At 71.4% G+C, this 18137-nt stretch carries 15 protein-coding genes and 1 riboswitch; of the genes, 5 read left to right on the top strand and 10 right to left on the bottom strand.

Annotated features, from left to right (window positions below):
• Window position 1: 1 nt before the first annotated feature.
• On the bottom strand, window positions 2-2635 hold the full coding sequence (locus tag ACZ3I4_RS01570) for a DEAD/DEAH box helicase (protein WP_465379892.1): 2634 nt from the start codon (window positions 2633-2635) through the stop codon (window positions 2-4).
• A 23-nt stretch (window positions 2636-2658) separates the two neighbouring features.
• Between ACZ3I4_RS01570 and ACZ3I4_RS01565 the strand changes: the two genes are divergently transcribed.
• Window positions 2659-3564 (top strand): aminoglycoside phosphotransferase, encoded by a 906-nt coding sequence (locus ACZ3I4_RS01565; RefSeq protein WP_465379891.1) that lies wholly within the window; start codon window positions 2659-2661, stop codon window positions 3562-3564.
• Here ACZ3I4_RS01565 and ACZ3I4_RS01560 read toward each other — a convergent pair.
• Together ACZ3I4_RS01560 and ACZ3I4_RS01555 are read right to left on the bottom strand one after the other, a co-directional pair.
• Window positions 3551-4630, bottom strand: coding sequence for an L-dopachrome tautomerase-related protein (locus ACZ3I4_RS01560; protein WP_465379890.1), 1080 nt, complete (start codon window positions 4628-4630; stop codon window positions 3551-3553). The genes ACZ3I4_RS01565 and ACZ3I4_RS01560 overlap by 14 nt on opposite strands.
• Before the next feature lie 149 nt (window positions 4631-4779).
• Complete coding sequence (locus ACZ3I4_RS01555; RefSeq protein ID WP_465379889.1) at window positions 4780-6204, bottom strand: glycine hydroxymethyltransferase; 1425 nt, start codon at window positions 6202-6204, stop codon at window positions 4780-4782.
• An 18-nt stretch (window positions 6205-6222) separates the two neighbouring features.
• Window positions 6223-6323, bottom strand: a riboswitch (ZMP/ZTP riboswitch).
• A gap of 43 nt (window positions 6324-6366) precedes the next feature.
• On the opposite strand from ACZ3I4_RS01555, the gene ACZ3I4_RS01550 reads away from it, so the two are divergent.
• Window positions 6367-7917, top strand: a complete 1551-nt coding sequence (locus ACZ3I4_RS01550; RefSeq protein WP_465379888.1) for a cation:proton antiporter — start codon at window positions 6367-6369, stop codon at window positions 7915-7917.
• Here ACZ3I4_RS01550 and ACZ3I4_RS01545 read toward each other — a convergent pair.
• Entirely contained in the window at window positions 7914-8744 is an 831-nt protein-coding gene (locus ACZ3I4_RS01545; protein ID WP_465379887.1) for a LysR family transcriptional regulator, read from the bottom strand. The two genes, ACZ3I4_RS01550 and ACZ3I4_RS01545, sit on opposite strands and share 4 nt — an antisense overlap.
• Window positions 8745-8877: 133 nt before the next feature.
• On the opposite strand from ACZ3I4_RS01545, the gene ACZ3I4_RS01540 reads away from it, so the two are divergent.
• Window positions 8878-9696 (top strand): SDR family NAD(P)-dependent oxidoreductase, encoded by an 819-nt coding sequence (locus tag ACZ3I4_RS01540; RefSeq protein ID WP_465379886.1) that lies wholly within the window; start codon window positions 8878-8880, stop codon window positions 9694-9696.
• Window positions 9697-9717: 21 nt separating this feature from the next.
• Here the strand turns inward: ACZ3I4_RS01540 and ACZ3I4_RS01535 are convergent, their stop codons facing one another.
• Window positions 9718-10686 (bottom strand): formylglycine-generating enzyme family protein, encoded by a 969-nt coding sequence (locus ACZ3I4_RS01535; protein WP_465379885.1) that lies wholly within the window; start codon window positions 10684-10686, stop codon window positions 9718-9720.
• Between the two features lie 181 nt (window positions 10687-10867).
• Here ACZ3I4_RS01535 and ACZ3I4_RS01530 point away from each other — a divergent pair, with 181 nt between their 5' ends.
• Window positions 10868-11803: an intradiol ring-cleavage dioxygenase gene (locus ACZ3I4_RS01530; protein WP_465379884.1), complete on the top strand. Its 936-nt coding sequence runs from the start codon at window positions 10868-10870 to the stop codon at window positions 11801-11803.
• Window positions 11804-11951: 148 nt separating this feature from the next.
• Here the strand turns inward: ACZ3I4_RS01530 and ACZ3I4_RS01525 are convergent, their stop codons facing one another.
• Genes ACZ3I4_RS01525 through ACZ3I4_RS01515 form a run of 3 tightly spaced genes read right to left on the bottom strand, consistent with a single transcriptional unit; the run spans window position 11952 to window position 13963 of the window.
• Window positions 11952-13175: an SLC13 family permease gene (locus ACZ3I4_RS01525; RefSeq protein ID WP_465379883.1), complete on the bottom strand. Its 1224-nt coding sequence runs from the start codon at window positions 13173-13175 to the stop codon at window positions 11952-11954.
• 9 nt (window positions 13176-13184) lie between these two features.
• Window positions 13185-13520 (bottom strand): STAS domain-containing protein, encoded by a 336-nt coding sequence (locus ACZ3I4_RS01520; RefSeq protein ID WP_465379882.1) that lies wholly within the window; start codon window positions 13518-13520, stop codon window positions 13185-13187.
• 29 nt (window positions 13521-13549) lie between these two features.
• Window positions 13550-13963 (bottom strand): ATP-binding protein, encoded by a 414-nt coding sequence (locus tag ACZ3I4_RS01515; RefSeq protein ID WP_465379881.1) that lies wholly within the window; start codon window positions 13961-13963, stop codon window positions 13550-13552.
• Between the two features lie 345 nt (window positions 13964-14308).
• Here ACZ3I4_RS01515 and ACZ3I4_RS01510 point away from each other — a divergent pair, with 345 nt between their 5' ends.
• Window positions 14309-15124 carry an RNA polymerase sigma factor SigF gene (locus tag ACZ3I4_RS01510; protein WP_465379880.1) on the top strand — a complete coding sequence of 272 codons (816 nt, stop codon included), beginning with the start codon at window positions 14309-14311 and terminating at the stop codon, window positions 15122-15124.
• A gap of 137 nt (window positions 15125-15261) precedes the next feature.
• Here ACZ3I4_RS01510 and ACZ3I4_RS01505 read toward each other — a convergent pair whose 3' ends face one another.
• Both ACZ3I4_RS01505 and ACZ3I4_RS01500 read right to left on the bottom strand, forming a co-directional pair.
• On the bottom strand, window positions 15262-16863 hold the full coding sequence (locus tag ACZ3I4_RS01505; protein ID WP_465379879.1) for a glycoside hydrolase domain-containing protein: 1602 nt from the start codon (window positions 16861-16863) through the stop codon (window positions 15262-15264).
• 26 nt (window positions 16864-16889) lie between these two features.
• Window positions 16890-18074 carry an MFS transporter gene (locus ACZ3I4_RS01500; RefSeq protein WP_465379878.1) on the bottom strand — a complete coding sequence of 395 codons (1185 nt, stop codon included), beginning with the start codon at window positions 18072-18074 and terminating at the stop codon, window positions 16890-16892.
• Between the last annotated feature and the right edge of the window lie 63 nt (window positions 18075-18137).

The following is an 18137-nucleotide window of genomic DNA, read 5'->3' as shown; positions in this document are numbered from 1 at the left end:
GTCAGAGGATGTTCGCCAGTTCGAGGGCGGCCCGGCGGGGGTCGCCGTTCCAGCGGCTCGCGAAGGCGTCCTGCAGGCGCCAGCCCGCCTGGGTCAGGGCCCGGCGGCGGGCGAGATGGGCCTCCGGACCGTCGGGGTGGGGCGCGCAGAAGACGCCGATCGGGTTCTCGGGCGGGCCCGCGCAGAGGTCGATCGTCCAGCGGCCGACGGCGTACGCGGGCCGGGTCCTCACGTCCAGGCGGTTCAGCTCGGTGGCCAGCTCGGCCGCCCAGCCCTCTGGAAGGTCCGAAGCGGTGGCGGCGGGCCGGGCGGGCACTTCGGCGTACGCGAAGAACTCGCCGAGGAGGCCGTCCGGCTTGTCCAAGGCGGTCACCAGCACGAGCTTGCGCCGCGCCCTGGTGATCATCACGTTGAACAGGTTGGGGTCGGCCACGAAACGGCGCCTCGCGGGCGGATCGTCCGGGGCCAGGCCCAGCGAGACGATCACCACCGCGGCCTCGCTGCCCTGGAAGGCGTGCACCGTCCCCACCCGCAGGCCCAGCTCCTCGATCCGCTCGACCGGATAGGCCTCGACCAGTGCCGCCTCCAGGGCGTCGGCCTGCGGGCGGAACGGCGAGATCACCCCGATGCCCCGCGTGCCCGCCGCGGCCTCTTTCTCGACCATGGCCAGCACGGCCGCGACCTCGTCCGACGCGTGAACCACGTCGATCGCGTCGGCGTGCTCGGTCGACGGCGTACGGGTCAGGATGTCGAGCCGGTCGTTGTAGAAGCGCCGGGCCGGGAACCCGATCAGGTGCGGCACGCTGCGGTGATGCTCGGCCAGCCAGGTCGCCGGGGCCGCGCCCGCCGCCAGGTCGTAGGCGCTGACCCGGCGTACGTCCAGACGCTCGTCGGCCTGGTGCTTCGCGAGCACGGCGGCCACGTCGACGTCGCTCACGAACGAGACGAACCGCAGCTGGCGCGGGTCGCCCACCACCAGGGCACGCCGGGCCCGGGCCAGCACCGGCGCCGCGCGCACCTGGTCCACATGGGACGCCTCGTCCAGCACCACCAGGTCGAACAGCCCGGGCGACGCGGGCAGCAGATCCTCGACGTCGGCGACCGTGCCGATCCAGAGCGGGAGAGCGCGTACCAACGGCCCGGCCTCGAGATTGGCCAGCAGCTCACGACGGCGGTTGCGGCCCGCCCGCAGCGCCGCGGCCAGTTCGGCGGCGCCCCGGCGGGCGGCCCGGTCCCAGCGGCGCGCGCTGCGGGCACCCCGGCGCATCGCCTCGCCGGCCGCGCGGGCCAGCACGTTCTCGGCCTCGTGCAGGGCGGCCCACCGCGCCTCCAGGTCGGTGCCGCCGGTCGCGGCGAGGTGGGCGGCGGCACGCTGGGCGGCCGCCGCGGCCAGGGCATCCCGTACGCGGGACGGCTCACCCATCCGGCGCAGCGTCCACCACCGGGCGAGGCCACCGCGGTCGAGCCGGGCGGCGACGCGTTCGAGGTCGACGCCGTCCCGGAAGGCGCCGGGCACGTCGGCGGTCAGCCCCGCAAGCAGCGGCTGCCACTCCGGCAGCTCGGCCGCCTTCACCTCGATTCCGAGCGCGGCCCTCAGTTCGGACCGCATTCGCCGTACGCCGTCGAGCGCGCGCCGGACCGCCTCGGCGTCGGACCGCAGCTCCCCATCGGTCGCGCCGTCACCGAGGCCGGCGGTGAGCTCGGCGGCCAGGCTCTCCCGGCGGGCCGCGTCGCCGAAGAGCACCGGAACCGGCCCCGGATACCGTTCCAGCAGGTTGGCCAGCACCTCGGCCGCGTGCGGCGACTGGGTGGCCACCAGCACCGACCCGCCACGCTGCACGACCTCGAGCGCGGCCGCGACCACGGTGTGGCTCTTGCCGTTGCCCGGCGCCCCCGAGACGACGGTGATCGGGGCCGTGCGCGCCCGGCGCACCACTTCGGCCTGCGCCTCGCTCAACGGCAAGGGCGAGACCACGTCCGTACGGTCCTCGGCGGGCTCTTCGCACGTGTCGTAAAGCGAGGCCAGCGCCGTGCCCGTGAGGTCGCGGCCGGCCCAGCTGCGCAGGCTGTCGGCCATCCCGGCCCCGAAGACGTCGCGCACCACGAACAGCGCGGGCTCCGGCACCAGCACGATCCGGTCGTTGGGGGCCTGGCGCCCGGTAGCCAGCGCGTCCACCGGCAGCCCGGTCGCCTCGGCCGCCGACCACAGCCACGCCTTGCTGCCGGTCGCCTCCAGCCAGCCCGGCCCGGCCAGCCCCGGCGCCGCCTCCAGCGCGGCCGCGAGCGTGCGATCCTCGATCAGCGACGTGATCTCGATGTCGCCGGCCGGGACGATCCGATAGCCGAGCAGGCCGCGTTCGAGCTGGACCGCCTGGCTGAGCAGCGGCACCCGGATCTTCCGCGGCTTGCCCTCGATCTCGGTGCGCCCGACCAGGAAACCCCACCCGCGTCGCAGCGGCCGTTCCTCCCGGTGCAGCGCCCCGATCGCGGCCAGCCGGTTGGCCTGTTTGGTGCGGCCCACCCGTTCCGCGTCGTCCAGCCAGACCAGCGGCCCGCCCCGGCTGACGTCCAGCTCGCGGTCGTTCCCGGCCGGAGCCAGGTCGGCCAGCACTTCGAGCACACGGGACGCCAACATCGACCCGAGGCTACCGTGACCTGGTGGAAGGCCCCCGCCCGCGTTTGACCGACGCCCCTGAGCCTGTACGGGAAATGGTGGAAAGCCTGCTCGGGGCGCCGATTGTGGCCGAACACCCCGCCGCGGCCGGCTTCACCCCGTCGATCGCCTCGGTAGTCGTCGGCGCCCGCGGCCGGCGGCTGTTCGTCAAGGTGACGCCCGACGACGCCGGCTTCATCCTGGCCGACGTCACCGGCGATCTCGCTCCCCCACTGGTCGGGCAGGGCGTGGTCGGCGATCAGCGCGTCGCCGCGTACGAGGTGGTCGACGGTGAGCCGGTGACACGCTGGCAGAAGGAAGACCTGCCGGGGCTGGTCGCCGTCCAACGGCGCATGCGGGAACTCCTCGAGCCGTGCGCGATCGGCGGCACCACGCCGTACGGGGAAAGCTTCGCCTCCAAGCTCGGCACCTGGCGGGCGTTGAACGGTGATCCCCGACCGCGGCAGGGCGTCGACCACGTGCGCGGGCTGCCGCTTCCGGTCGACATCCCGATCGCGAAGCTGGCCGAACTCGAAAGCCGATGGGCGGGCGCCCTCGCCGGCGGTGACGCGCTGCACCACGGCGACCTGCGCCGCGACAACTTCCTCCGGCGGCGCGACGGACGGCTCGTGGTGGTGGACTGGACGCATCTGTGGACCGCGCCCGGCTGGATGGACGTCGTGCGGCTGGCCCCGGACGTGGCCGCGTGCGGTCACGACCCGGAGCGGCTGCTTCGATCGTGCCGGCCGGACGCCCCGGACGACGCGGTGAACGTCGCCCTGGCCGGGCTGGCCGGACGGGCCTGGCGCGAGTGGCACCTGCCCGGCCCGGCGAAGCTGCGCCGCATGCAGCGCGAACAGGGCCTGCACACGCTGCGCTGGCTGGCCGCGCGACTGGCTACCGCAAATTGACCGGGCCGGCGTCGATCGGGATGCGGAACAGGGCGTACGGGTATTCGCGGCGGTCGTCCTCGTACTGGTACTTGGCCTGGCGGTGCAACTGGTTGGCGGTCACGTAGAGATAGCCGTCGGCCACCGCCATCGTGTCGGGCCACAGCAGCCGCGGATCGTGGGCCAGGGTTTCGAACGTGCCGTCGGGCCGGCGGCGCAGCACCGCCTCATGCTCCCAGTCGGTGAGGTAGAACCGGCCCTGGTCGTCGGTCTCCAGCCCGTCCGAGCCGCCGCCCTTGTCACCCTCGTCGACGACCGTGGCCGACACGTCGGCGTCGCTCAGGCCGCGGTCGAACAGGGCGTCGGCGGAAACGCTGTACCAGCGCCGGGAAATCAGCGGGCAGTAGAAGATGCGCGAGCCGTCGGCGGCGATGGCGATGCCGTCGGAACCCATCTTGACCGGGCTGGGCGGGCCGTCCTTCGGGCGTTCCATGAACGGTTTGCCCTCGACGATGGGCAGCATGTCGGCCGGAGGCAGCGCCTTGGTCGAAGGGTGGTCGTGCAGCCGCCGCCAGGCCTCGCCGGTGTGCAGGTCGACGACGATCAGGCCGTTCGGTCCCTGATCGGACGAGTCGGTGATGAAAGCGGCGTTGCGGCGCAGGTCGAAGCGCACGTCGTTGAGATAGGTGGTCGGCAGCGCGACGTCGGAGTCGAAGACGATGGTGCGGACGACCTGGTCGGTGCTCAGGTCGACGCAGACCAGCTTGGGGCCGCCGTGCTCGGTCGGCTGGAACAGCGGGCTGCCGGTGTCGAGGATCCAGAGGCGGTCGGCCGGGTCGACCACGATGCTCTGCACCGAGACGAGCGCTTCCGGGTCGGCGTCGCCGTTCGGGGTGTTCCAATCGAGGTCGGGATAGGGCACCGCCTCGCCGTCGCGGATCTCGGCGACCGTGTAGCGGACGTCGTCGCCCCACTTGGGGAAGTTGACGAAGATGCGGCCGCTCCGCGAGACGGCGACGCCGGTGGGCATCGGCCCGGACTCGAAGAGGTGGACAGTTTCGAGGGTGCCTGCAGGTTGATCGGTCACGACCGCCGCATACCCGCGAAAAGCGCCGGTATACGACTCCTACCCCCAACCCGCCCCACCAGGGGGACCACCACCCTAGTACCACAACCAAGCGGGCGGCCCAGCTTATCCACAGGCTCCGGCGTACACCCGGAGCCTGTGGATAACGGTCAGCCCAGGTCGACGCCGGGGTAGAGCGGGAAGCCGGCCAGCAGCTCGTGGGCCTGCTTGTGGACGCGGTCGGCCACGGCCGGGTCCAGGTGGAACTTGGCCTTCGAGCCCTCGGCCGGGGTGGTGCCGGTCAGGACGGTGTGGATCAGTTCGGCAATCTGGTCCATCTCGGCCACGCCCAGGCCGCGGGAGGTCAGGGCGGGGGTGCCGATGCGGATGCCGGAGGTGTACCAGGCGCCGTTCGGGTCCTGCGGGATGGCGTTGCGGTTGGTGACCACGCCGCTGTCCAGCAGGGCCTGCTCGGCCTGGCGGCCGGTGAGGCCGAACGGGTGCACGTCGATCAGCACCAGGTGGTTGTCGGTGCCGCCGCTGACCAGCTCGACGCCGCGCCGGCTCAGGCCCTCGGCCAGCGCCTGGCTGTTGGTGACGATCTGCTGGGCGTAGGTCGCGAAGGACGGCTGCCGGGCCTCGGCGAAGGCGATCGCCTTGGCCGCCATCACGTGGGCGAGCGGGCCGCCGAGCACCATCGGGCAGCCGCGGTCGACCTGGTCGGCCAGCTCGGGCTGGGAGAACACGGCGCCACCGCGCGGGCCGCGCAGCGACTTGTGGGTCGTGGTGGTGACGATGTGCGCGTGCGGGAAGGGGCTGTAGTCGCCGGTGAAGACCTTGCCCGCGACCAGACCGGCGAAGTGCGCCATGTCGACCATGAACGTCGCGCCCACCTCGTCGGCGATCTCGCGCAGCGTCGCAAAGTTCACCTTGCGGGGGTACGCCGAGTAGCCGCCGACGATGACCAGCGGCTTGAACTCGCGGGCCGTCTCGCGCAGCGCCGCGTAGTCGATCTGACCGGTGGACCGGTCGACGCCGTAGCTGCGCTGGTCGAACATCTTGCCCGAGATGTTGGGCCGGAAGCCGTGCGTGAGGTGGCCGCCCGCGTCGAGCGACATGCCCAGCATGCGCTGGTTGCCGAAGGCCTGCCGCAGCTCGGCCCATTCGGCGTCGGTGAGGTCGTTGACCTGGCGCTTCTCGAACTTTCGCAGAGCCGGCGCCTCGACCCGGTCGGCCAGGATCGCCCAGTACGCGACCAGGTTGGCGTCGATGCCGGAGTGCGGCTGCACGTACGCGTAGGGCGCGTCGAACAAGGCCTTGGCGTGCTCGACGGCGACCGACTCGACGGTGTCCACGTTCTGGCAGCCGGCGTAGAAGCGGCGCCCGATCGTGCCCTCGGCGTACTTGTCGGAAAGCCAGTTGCCCATGGCCAGCAGCACGGCCGGAGAGGCGTAGTTTTCGCTGGCGATCAGCTTGAGCGACTCACGCTGGTCGGTCAGCTCTTTGGCGATGGCGTCGGCAATGCGCGGCTCGACGGACCGGACCACCTCGAGGGCGGAACGGAAGGCGGTCGATTCGGCGTTCAGCTCACTCATGGGACCTCTCTATCACTGTGCAGAGGCCCAGGCGCACGGCAGGTCGCCGCCGATTCGCTCGACGGCGGAGCCGCTCCCCGGTGGTTGACCACCTTGACGCGCCAGTTACGGCCCGCCGAGAGCATACCCGGCGGCTTGGGCCGGAGCACTAGCCTGATCAACGTGAACGGCGTACAGATCCTGCTCATCATCGGCCTGGGCATCTTCGTGTCCTCCATGGCGAAGCGCCGTGGCGTCGAGCCGGGCATGATCATCGTGGTGCTGGCGGCGGCCGCGTCGTTCATTCCGGGGGTTCCCCGCCTTGAGCTGGAGAGCGAGGTCATCCTCGCGATCGTCATCCCGCCGCTGCTCTATTCGGCCACCCGCGGCGCCTCGTTCGCCAACTTCGGGGCCAACATCAGGGCGATCTGGGCGCTCGGCGTTCTGCTGGTCGCGGTCACCTGCGGCGCGCTCGGGCTGCTCTCGTCGTGGCTGCTGCCCACGCTCGGCCTCTCGGTCGCGTTCGTGCTGGGCGCGGTGCTGGCCCCGCCCGACACGATCACGACGGTCTCGCACGGCGACCAGATCGGGCTGCCCAAACGGGTGACCACGATCCTCACCGGCGAGAGCCTGGTCAACGACGCCACCGCGCTGACCCTGTTCAGCATCGCCGTGGCCGCCGTCAACGGGGAGCACACCAGCTGGTCCGGCGGCCTCCTCGAGTTTTTGCGTACGGCGTCGATCGGGCTCGGCATCGGCGCCCTGTTCGCGTTCATCGCGTTGCGGATCCGTAAGCAGCTCGGCAACCCGACGCTCGAGACCTCCCTGGTGCTGCTGGTGCCGTTCACCGCCTTCCTGGCCGCCGAAGAGGTGCACGCGTCCGGCATCCTGGCCGTGGTCATGGCCGCCTTTTCGATCAGCGTGAACCTGACGCTCGACCCGAAACACCAGTACCCGGGCGCCTATCAGACCCGGCTGCAGGAGGAACAGGTCTGGCGGGTGCTCGACTTCCTGCTCGAGACGTTCGTGTTCGCGTACATCGGCCTGCAGTTGAAGTTCGTTCTGGAAGAGCTGGCCGGCTCGGAGGATCCGGGGCTGGTCCGCACGCTGGTGGCGGCGGCCGTCCTGCTGGTCGCGGCGATCGTGCTGCGGCTGGCCGGGGTGTTCGTCATCTTCGGGCGCTGGCGGCTCAAGGAGATCGGGACGCAACGCCGGATCGACAAGGACGTCCGCTTCCGGGAGCGGTACGAGACCTGGCGGAAGCGCCACGAGCGCCACGGCGGGGTGCCCCTGCCCGCCCCCACGACCAAGGAGATCGTGCTGGTCGGCTGGACCGGCATGCGCGGAATCCTCACGCTGGCCGCGGCGGCCTCGATCCCCGAGCACACCGCGTCGGGCGAGGAGTTCCCCGGCCGCGACGCTATCCAGGCCATCGCCCTGATCGTCACCCTCGGCACCCTGCTCCTGCAGGGCACGACCATCGGCCGGCTGGCCCGCCTTCTCAAGTTCGACCTGGCCGCCGAGCGCGCCGAAACCGAGGAGCTGCGCGACCGCGGCAGGCAGCTGGCCGCCGAGGCCGCGGCCCAACCGGACACCGACCCGGACGCGTCGTTCGAGGCCCAGCGTCTCGCGCTGGGCAAGGCGGTGTACGACCGGGTCCTGCCGGAGGAGATCGCCCGCGAACTCATCGAGGACGTCGACCTGCGCCAGGCCGCCCGCCACACCGGCTCCTAGACGGCAGACGCGTGCCGGACGAATCGCGCGACCTCGGGGGAACGCTCGTCGTCGCGCCAGGCCAGGCGCAGCTCGGCCGGTGACAGACCGGTGACCGGCACGGCAACGACGCCGGGCTGGGTCGCGACGGGCAGGGCGCTCGACACGAAGGCCACCGCGTGGCCGAGCCGGACCAGAGCCAGCAACTGCAGCATGTCGTTGACCTCGGGCCCGGCGGTCGCACCCGGGAAGCCGAGCCAGAATTCGCGCTCGACCGGCTGATCGGTTGCCCAGACCGCGACCGGAAGGCCGTCGAGCTCGTCCCGCTCGATCACCTCACGTCCGGCGAGCGCGTGCCCCTCGGGCAGCAGCGCCACGCGTGGATCCACGGCGAGCAGGTCACTGTCGAGGCCCTCGGCGTCGAACGCGCCCCGAATCAATGCCAGGTCGGCCTCCCCCGTACGCAAGCCCTCGGTCTGGGTGCGCCATTCGGCGACCACCGCCCACGCGCCGGGAAAATCCTTGGTCAGCCGGTCGACCACGGCGACGTCACAGCCTCGGGCGCTGACCCGCAGCCGGTCGTCGCCGGCCGCCGCCCGCCGCGCCCGGCCGACCGCACGCAGGACCCGCCGGTCGATCTCCCGGGCCTCGTCGATCAGCACCCGGCCGGCCTCGGTCGGCTCGACCCCGCGATGCCCGCGCACAAGCAGCGGCACGCCGACATCGGACTCGAGGGCACGAATGGCTCTCGACAGCGCCGGCTGCGTCATCTTCAGCCGCTCCGCCGCCGCGGTGATCGCGCCCTCCTCGGCGACCGCCACCAGATAGCGCAGACGGCGAAGATCCATGACGTCTCCCCTGGTCGGCGGTCATGCCCGCCCAGCATGGCAGACATGCTTTCCGCTCCCTACCCGGCCAGTTCACCGCGCCACAGAATCAAGCATGCCCGGCCGGCACATCACCATCAAAGGGAGAAATCACATGAGCAAGAGCGCGGTGGTCACCGCCGGAACGGCCGGACTGGGCTTCGAGATCGCCCGCGGCCTGATCGGCGCCGGATACGAGGTCACGCTGGTGGCCCGGAACCGGGACCGAGGCCAGGAAGCCGTCCGCACCCTCGGAGCACGGGCAAGGTTCGCGGCGGCCGACATGTCGTCGCCGGCCGAGGTTCGGCGGCTGGCCGAGACGATCACGGGCCCGCTCGACGTGCTGGTCAACAACGCGGGCGGCATGTGGGCCGACCGCTGGGAGAACGCCGACGGCATCGAGGGGAGCTTCGCCATCAACCACCTTTCCCCGTACGTCCTGACGACCGCACTCGCCGGCAAGATGGCCGACCCGAGCCGGATCGTGCAGGTCACGTCGTCGGCGATGATGGCCGCGGTGCCCGACTTCGCGGAGATCGACCTGCCCGGCGAGTACTACGGACTGGCCGTCACCGGCCGGGCCAAGCTGGCCCAGCTCGCCTGGTCGCTCGACGTGGCCACGGAGCTGCACGAGCGGGGAATCACGCTGGTGCTCGCCGATCCCGGTCCGGCCGCCACCCCGAACGCCGCCGTGATGAAGGAGCGCATGCTCCCGCCGCCGATTCGTCCGATGTGGAGCGCCGTCCAGGAGGGCGTCAAGCGGCCGGTCACCGAGGCGGCCCAATCGGTCATCCGGGCCGCCACCGACCCGGCCCTGCATAACCACCCCGGCACGATCCTGGGCCCCGACGGCGAACCCGACGACAGCCTGCGGGCGCATGTGACGCCGGAAGTCACCGCCGCGGTCCGCAAACTGACGGAGGCAGCGCTCTGACGGGCGGGGGCCAGTGGGAGATCAACCGGGTGGGTCGAGGGCTACGGTGCGGAAGCCGGTGTTGCCGGTGGAGGAGTCGGGGGTGTTGGAGGAGCGGGCGGCGTTGCGGTAGCGGTTGCAGTACGAGTCGTGGCACAAGTAGGAACCGCCGCGAATCACGCGGGTGGCGCCCAGCGTGGGGCCCTGCGGGTCGTCCGCGGGGGACGTCGAGTAGTACGTGGGTGAGAACCAGTCCGCGCACCACTCCCACACGTTGCCGATCGGCTGGTAGAGGCCGTAGTCGTTGGGTGCGTACGAGCGGGCGGGCGCGGTGGTCACCCAGCCGTCGTCGACCGTGTTGACGGCCGGAAAGGTGCCCTGCCAGATGTTGCAGGGCCAATCCGGCGGCAGGTCGTCGCCCCAGGGGTAGCGGAGGGACGGCCGGCCGCCTCGAGCGGCGCATTCCCATTCGGCCTCGGTGGGCAGGCGGCGGCCGGCCCACGCGCAGTAGGCCCGGGCGTCGTTCCAGCTGACGTGGACCACCGGGTGGTCGTCGGCGGCGGTCGTGGACGGTCCGCCGGGGTGGGCCCAGTCGGCTCCCGAGACGCCCAGCCACCACGGCGTTCCGGCCATGCTGCCGACGACCTTGTCCGCATCGTCGGAGGCGACCGCCGAGTGGAACACCGCCGACCAGCCGAACGCCTCGGCTTCGGTGCGGTAGCCGGTGCCGGCGACGAAGGCCCGGAAGTCGGCCACCGTCACCGTGGTCGCGTCGATCGAGAACGCCGGCACGCGTACGGGATGCACCGGCTGTTCGCCGTCGGGGCGCGCACCGTCGCCGGACGCGTCGCCCATCGCGAACGTCTGACCGGGTACGGAGGCCTGCGGGACGCGATGGACACCGGCGTGGGCCGGGACGACGACCGCGGCGGTGTGGGGCGGATGCGAACCGGACGGGCTGCAGCAATGGCTCACGGCGTCACCGGCCCGGACGCGCGCCTCATAACACACCTGACCAGCGCATGTACGCCTCCGGACCCGAACATGGGGCCACCGTAGGCGGGCCCAATTCTTCCGTCAAATGAACGAGCGCGTCACGCAGGGACGACGGACAGCCAGCTCATAGGAGATGCACAAAAACCGGACCTACGGTGAGTTCCAGGCGTGCGGCAACACGATGAGGAGCGAACCGATGGCACAGGACCCCAGACCGGTTTACCAGGGACGACAGCTTCCCCGGCCCGACGAGGAGGTCGTCGATCAGGGCCTCGGGTTCGACCTGGGCACCCTCGCCGGCCGTCGGCACGTGCTGCGCGGGTTCGGTCTCGGCGCCGCGGTGCTCGGGCTGGCCGCGTGCGGCAGCAACTCGTCGCCGGAAGGCACGACGACGACCACCTCGGCGGCCGCCACCGGGGAGATCCCCGGCGAGACGGCCGGGCCCTACCCCGGCGACGGGTCGAACGGGCCCGACGTGCTCGAGCAGAGCGGCGTGGTCCGCAGCGACATCCGGTCGAGCTTCGGCACGGCCAGTGGGACCGCTCAGGGCGTGCCGATGACCCTGGAACTGACGATCCTCGACATGGCGAACAACGACGCGCCGTTCAAGGACGTGGCCGTCTATGTGTGGCACTGCGACCGCGAGGGCCGCTATTCGCTCTACTCCGACGGCGTCACCGACCAGAACTACCTGCGCGGCGTCCAGATCGCCGACGACTCGGGCAAGGTGAAGTTCACGAGCATCTTCCCCGCCTGCTACACCGGCCGGTGGCCGCACATCCACTTCGAGGTCTACCCGGGGCAGGCCGACATCACCGACTCGACCAAAACGATCGCCACCTCGCAGGTCGCGCTGCCCAAGGACGTCTGCGACAAGGCGTACGCCACCACCGGCTACTCGTCCTCGGTGAGCAACCTGAGCCAGATCACCCTCGCGTCCGACAACGTCTTCGGCGACGACTCGGCCGCCCTGCAGATGGGCGCGGTCTCGGGCGACGCGGCCAAGGGATTCGCGGTGACGCTGACCGTCAAGGTGGACACGACGACCACCCCGAGCGGCGGTGGCGCACCGGGCGGCGGCGGCCCCGGGCCGGGCGGCACTCCCCCCAGCGGCGGGCCGCCGGCGAACTAGTTCCGTAACCAGTTTTACTTGCCTGTAACACATGCATCGACAAGACTGACTACGTCGGACGCACCCCGTCGCCGAATCCCCCACCGGATCACCTCGGCCGTTCCCCGGACCGATACCGGCGCGGCGGCGAGGGTGCGCTCCTGCTTCGTCAGCCACCCACCTGGAGGCTGAGCCAGAGCGCCAGCACGCCGGCGACCAGCGCGGGCGGCACGGTCAGCAGGCCGAGCCGGAGGAAGTCCCGGGCATCCGGAGCCGCGTAGTGGGTGTGCAGGATCTGCCGCCAGAGCAGGGTCGCCAGCGAGCCGACGTAGGTCAGATTCGGACCCACGTTCACTCCGATCAGCATGGCCAGCAGCAGCCCCGGCCTCGTCTCGACCACCGGCAGCAGCGCCAGCGTGGCCGGCAGGTTGTTGAGCAGGTTGGCCAGCGCGGCGGCCAGGAACGCGACGGCGAGCAGGCCGAGCAGCCCGGCCCGCTCGGGAACGAGCGCGTCGAGCAGTCTCTCGAGACCGTGCTGTTGTACCGCCAGCACCACCACGCCCAGCGCGAGCACGAACGCGCAGAACGGCAGGTTGGCCTCGCGCAGCAGGGTGCGGGGCGGCACCCGGTGCGGCACGGCGAGCAGGATCGCGCCGGCCAGGGCGACCCAGGCCGGGTGGACGCCGAGCGGGTGCACGACGGCGAACCCGACCAGCGTGACGGCCAGCACCACCAACGCGTACTTCGGGGCCGGGCCGTTTCCGCGGTCCGGCTCGGGTCGCTCGCGCGCTCGCAGGTCGTCGCGGAAGTAGAGGCGGAACACCAGGTATTCGACGACGATCACGGCCAGCCAGGGCAGCGTCATCAGCGCGGTGAAGCCGAGGAAGGTCAGACCACTGGCCGCGAACGCGAGCAGGTTGGTCAGGTTCGACACGGGCAGCAGCAGCGACGCCGAGTTGGCCAGGTGGGCCGAGGCGAACGCGGACGGGCGCGAACGGGCCCCGACGCGCGCCGCCGTGGCCAGCACCACCGGGGTCAGCAGCACGACGGTCGCGTCCAGGCTGAGGAACGCGGTGGTGAGGGCGGCCGCGACGAAGACCGCCAGCAGCAGCCGCGGCGGGTGGCCCCGGCTGATCCGGGCCGCGACCCGTCCGGCGTACCGGAAGACGCCGTGCTCGTCGGCGAGATGAGCGAGGACCAGCACGGCGGCGAGGAAACCCACGGTCGGCCCGAGCTCGCGGAACTCGGCCAGGGCGTCGTCCCACGACACCAGGCCGACGGCGATGGCGAGGCCGGCCGCGGGCACGGCGGCGACCGCCTCCGGCAGGCCGCGCGGGCGCACGACGGCGAAGACCAGCACGGCGGCCAGCAGCACCGCCGCGATCAAGAGCACCGCCGAAGACTACGAGTCGGGAGTGTCCAGCACACCGTCGAAGAGGGCCTGCGAGCCTGAGACAGTGAGCACACGGGCCACCGCGCCCGTGGCGCCGATCACCCGGAAGGTCGCATTCAGGGCGACAGCCCCGTTGTATCCGTCGATCAGCGCGCCGAGCGCCTCGGAGTCGATGAACGACACGTCGGTCAGGTCGACGGTCACGCTTTCGTTCTCGGCGAGCGCATCGGTGATCGTCGCGCGCAGCTCGTCGCGCGCGTTGATGTCCAGCTCGCCGCTGGGGCGCAGGGTCGTCGCGGTCCGGTCGGCCGCTCGCTCCTGGCCGATCTGGTAGGAGTCCGCCACGGCCGCATTTCTATCAGGCGCGCGGGGATTCAGCTCGGGAAGCTCGCCCAGACATGCTTGGTGAGATCGGTTCGATACCAACCGACGTCGATCGCAAAACTCTTCGTGAGCTGCAGTCCCAGCCCGCCGGCGCCGAGCGGACGGTCCGAATCCACCTCTGGGAGCGTGCCCAGATCGTGATCAGCCACATCGAGGATCAGATGGTCGTCCTCGCGCAGCAACCGCACCTCGGTCGGCGGGAGGCCGTGCCGCAGGGCGTTGGTGGCCAGCTCAGTGGCGACCACGGCCATCCGGTCGAACAGGTCGTCGACCTCGGCCGTGTGGTTCTCGATGACCTCACGGAGTGCGGCCCGGAGCGTACGGAGCCCGCCGTAGCTGTCGAGGCGCCAACTGTGCAGCTCGACGGCCGCGGGATGAGGAGCCGAGGAGCGCAGCCTGGTCATGACGTTCATCCTTTCCCGCCGACGGGATGTTTGACACTGGCCCGGACAGGCGACTAGGAGAGCTGGAAGGCCTAATCCCTCCCGGGCACTGCTGGGCACATCGAGAGCCGTCATCGCCTCGCGAAGATCCTCTCCGTATATTTGCTATCACGCAAAGTAGCTCATACTTTCGGCTAGTCTTTCTTGGCCCTGTCGGCTAGGTTGGTCTTAACCGAACGGCCCAGTGTGCGCAGATGGCGGTGATCACATCGATCACCTTCAGCTTGCAGATAGGGACACCCGACCGACCGGGTCCAGCAACATCGGACCGGGCTCTCCGGACAGGTGCCAGGGAGGACCACAAACATGACCGTCACCGAGACCACCAGCACTACGCAGGCAGAGACGCTTCCGGCCGCTGCGAGCGCGCCCGTGGACAGCGCCGCCGAGCTGCTGAACGCGATGGCCGCGATGCCGGCCGGGCACCCGTCACGCGCCTCGCTGCGTGACCGGGCGATCGAGGCCTGGCTGCCGCTCGCCCGCCACCTCGCCCACCGCTACTCCGGCCGCGGCGAGCCCACCGACGACCTCGTCCAGACCGCCACCGTGGGTCTGATCAAGGCAGTCGACAAGTTCGACCCCGAGCGCGGCGTCGACTTCGCCGGCTACGCCATCCCCACCATCATCGGTGAGATCAAGCGCCACTTCCGCGACCGCACCTGGTCGGTCCGCGTGCCGCGCCGCCTGCAGGAACTGCGCCTGGCCATCACCGAGGCCAACGCCACGCTGACCCACTCGCTGGGCCGCTCGCCGACAGTCGCCGACGTCGCCGTCCACCTCGGTGTCACCGAGGAAGACGTGCTGGAAGGCCTCGAGGGCGCCCGCGCCTACAACGCGACCTCGCTGTCCACCCCGATCAGCGCCGACGGCAACACCGAGCTCGGCGACACCCTCGGCGGCGAGGACTACGAGTACGAGCTGGCCGAGACCCGCGTGGCCCTGGGCCCGGCGCTGGCCACGCTCGACGAGCGCGAGCAGAAGATCCTGACGCTGCGCTTCTACGGCAACCTGACCCAGTCGCAGATCGCCGACCAGATCGGCATCTCGCAGATGCACGTGTCGCGCCTGCTCACCAAGGCCCTGACCAAGCTGCGCGGCCAGCTGGACGGCGACAGCCTGTAAGGACGCACCACCCAAGCTTCGTGGCCGGCCCGGTTCGGGCCGGCCACGAGTGTTTTCGGCCAGGGGGTCGGGCCGCCTGTTTTCGGGCCAGGGGGTCGGGCCGCCTGTTTTCAGGCCAGGGGTCGGGCCGCCTGTTTTCAGGCCAGGGGGGTCAGGCCGCCGAAGCCGGTGGCCAGGCGGAACGGGGCCCGGGCGGCCGTGCCGGCCCCGCCCAGCAGGACCAGGGTGCCGGTCGACTTCTGGACGGCGGCCAGGTCGGGATAGCCGTCGCGGTCGAAGTCGCCCACGCCGACGAGGTCGCGCAGGTTGATGCCGGAGACGCCGAGCGACAGCCGCTTGCCGGTGAAGCCGCCCTTGCGGCCGGTCCACAGATAGAGGTTGCCGTCGGAGGACAGGCGGGCGGCCAGGTCGGGGACGCCGTCGCGGTTGAAATCGCCCGCCCCGGCCAGTTCGGTCTTGTCGGACCAGCCGCCACCGACCAGGCGAGCGCCGCTCAGCTTGGCGCCGGGCTGCCCGGCGTACAGGTAAAGCTTGTTGCCCTTGGAGACGGCCAGCAGATCGGGGTAACCGTCGCCGGTGAGGTCGCCGATCGCGGTGATCTCGCGAAGCGCCTGCCAGCCGGAGCCGACCTTCTTGCGCGGTCCCGAACCGGTGGCCGTGCCGGGATGGAACCACAGGTCGCCGTTGGTCTGACGGGAGATCAGATCCTCGCGGCCGTCCCGGTCGAGGCCGCCGAGGCGCACGATCGCGTTGGCCGAGCCGAACCCCCCGCCCAGCGTGCGCCGCTGGTTGGTGTCGACCAGCGAGCCGTTGCCGGGGAACGCCGACAGGTAGCCGGTCGTGGACCGGCCCAGCACGTCGGGCCAGCCGTTCCCGGTGACGTCGGCCGACTTCGTCCGGGGCAGCGGCGCGAAGTCGACGTAGTTGCTGTCGATGTTGATCGTGACGCCGCCGTACGTCTCCTTGTGGCCCCCGCGGTACTGCTTCATGCGCCGCTTGCCCGGCCAGGCCGTCGCCGGGATGAGCTGGTCGGACAGCGTGACCTTCTGGTCCCAACGGGCGAAGTCCACATAGTCGGGCCGGGTGTATCCGGGTTTGGCATAGTTGACGACCTGGTCGGCGACCCCGGACGCGACGCTGGAGTAGAAGCCCGAGAAGTACCCGTTGTCGTGCAGCCGCGCCGTCCAGCCGTTCATGAACGCGAGCACGCCCTGGCGGCAGGCGGCGTCGTCCGTCCGGTACGACTCCATGTCATAGATGATCACGCTGTCGCGGGCCAGACCGAGCGCCTGGGCCTGCGCGACCGCGTCCGAGGCGGCGGTGCGGCCCTGGGTGCCGGCGGTCGCGTTGTCGATCAGTTTGCGTCCGCCACCGATCGTCGTGCAGGTGGCCTGCGGTCCGACATAGAGCGGCAGCAACTTCCAGCCCGCCTGCACCTGCTCCTTGACCCACGCGCTGGTGAGCCGGGGCTGGGCGCAGCCACGGTTGACGCCGCCGATGTAGATGCCGATCGCCCGGTACGGCGACGCGGCCCGCCACGCCTTCATCGAGGCGCTCGCCGGGGCGGTGCAGGCGTCGAACGCCTCGCCGGTGAAGCTGCCGGGCTGGACGGTCGAGAACGCCGCGGCGTCGGCTCGGGTCAGCGCGAACGACGACATGCCGGCCACCACGGCGGCGACGAGGGCGCTGATCGCGATCTTGCGGGGCGAAAGGCGCAGGCGCGCGGGCAGTCGAGACATGACGGCCCAGCAAAGCAATCCGGTTCCTAGGTCACCTCCACCGAACGGACCGTCTGCCGTGCCCGGCCGGTCAGCAGGAGGGCCGCCGCGAGCCCCAGCGCGCCGAGCTCCATCGCCGCGCCGACCAGGGGCGTCGAGTCGTAGCCCCAGCCCGCGGCGATCGCGCGGCCGCCCAGGTAGGCGCCGGCCGCGTTGCCGAGATTGAAGGCCGAGACCGCCGCCGACGACACGATCAGGTTCTGCCCGTCGTCGTCGGCCGCGGTGATCACGCGGGTGGTGAGGCCGGGGACGGTGGCGTACGCGACCACGCCCAGCGCGAACAGCGTGACCGCCGCCGGCAGCCGGGAATGCGACGTCCAGGCGAACAGGACCAGCACGATCAGCATGGCGGCCGACGCCCCGACGACCGTCCCCATCAGACGGCGGTCGGCCGCCCGGGCCCCGATCACGTTGCCCAGCACCAGGCCGAGGCCGAAGAGCACGAGCAGCCAGGGCAGCGCGCCCGAGCCGAACCCGGCCACCGACGTCATCAGCGGGGCCACGTACGTGAAAGGCGCGTAGACGGCCCCGAAGGCCAGCGCGGTCATGCCCAGCGCGAGCCACACCGACACGTTGCGGAAGGCGCCCCACTGCGCGCGGGCCCCCAGCGAGCCGCCCCCGGTGGACACGAACGCGGCCGTGGACAGCGCCGCGACCAGCCCGAGCAGGGCCATCGCCCAGAACGTGGCCCGCCACCCGAACTGCTGCCCGAGCAGCGTCCCCAGCGGCACCCCGGCCACGCTGGCCAGCGTGATGCCGCTGAGCATGGCGGCGATGGCGCTGCTGCGGCGCTCGGGCCGCACCAGATCACCGGCGACGATCGTGGCGATGCCGATGAACGAGCCGTGGCAGAGCGCCGCCACGATCCGGCCGGTCATCATCACCCCGTACGTGGGGGCGACGGCCGAGATCAGATTGCCGGCGACGAAGAAGCCGAGCAGGGCGATCAGCACCGGCTTGCGCGACCGCCGGGCGACCAGGGCGGTGAGCAGCGGGCCGCCGATCACGACGCTGAGGGCGTACGCGGAGATCAGCAGGCCCGCGGCCGGGATGGAGACGGTGAACTCGGCGGCGATCTCGGGCAGCAGGCCGGTGATGACGAATTCGGTCATGCCCAGGGCGAACGTGCCGACCGCCAGGGCGCCGAGCGCGAGGGCTGATCGGGAAGCCATTCGGACACTGTCACAGTCGGCGGGACGTTTTTCAACACCCTGAACAAAGTGCCCGGGCCTACA

It is taken from the genome of Actinoplanes sp. NPDC021490 (assembly GCF_055562135.1).
Note: the sequence above shows the minus strand (reverse complement) of the source record. Positions and strands in the feature narration are given on the sequence as shown.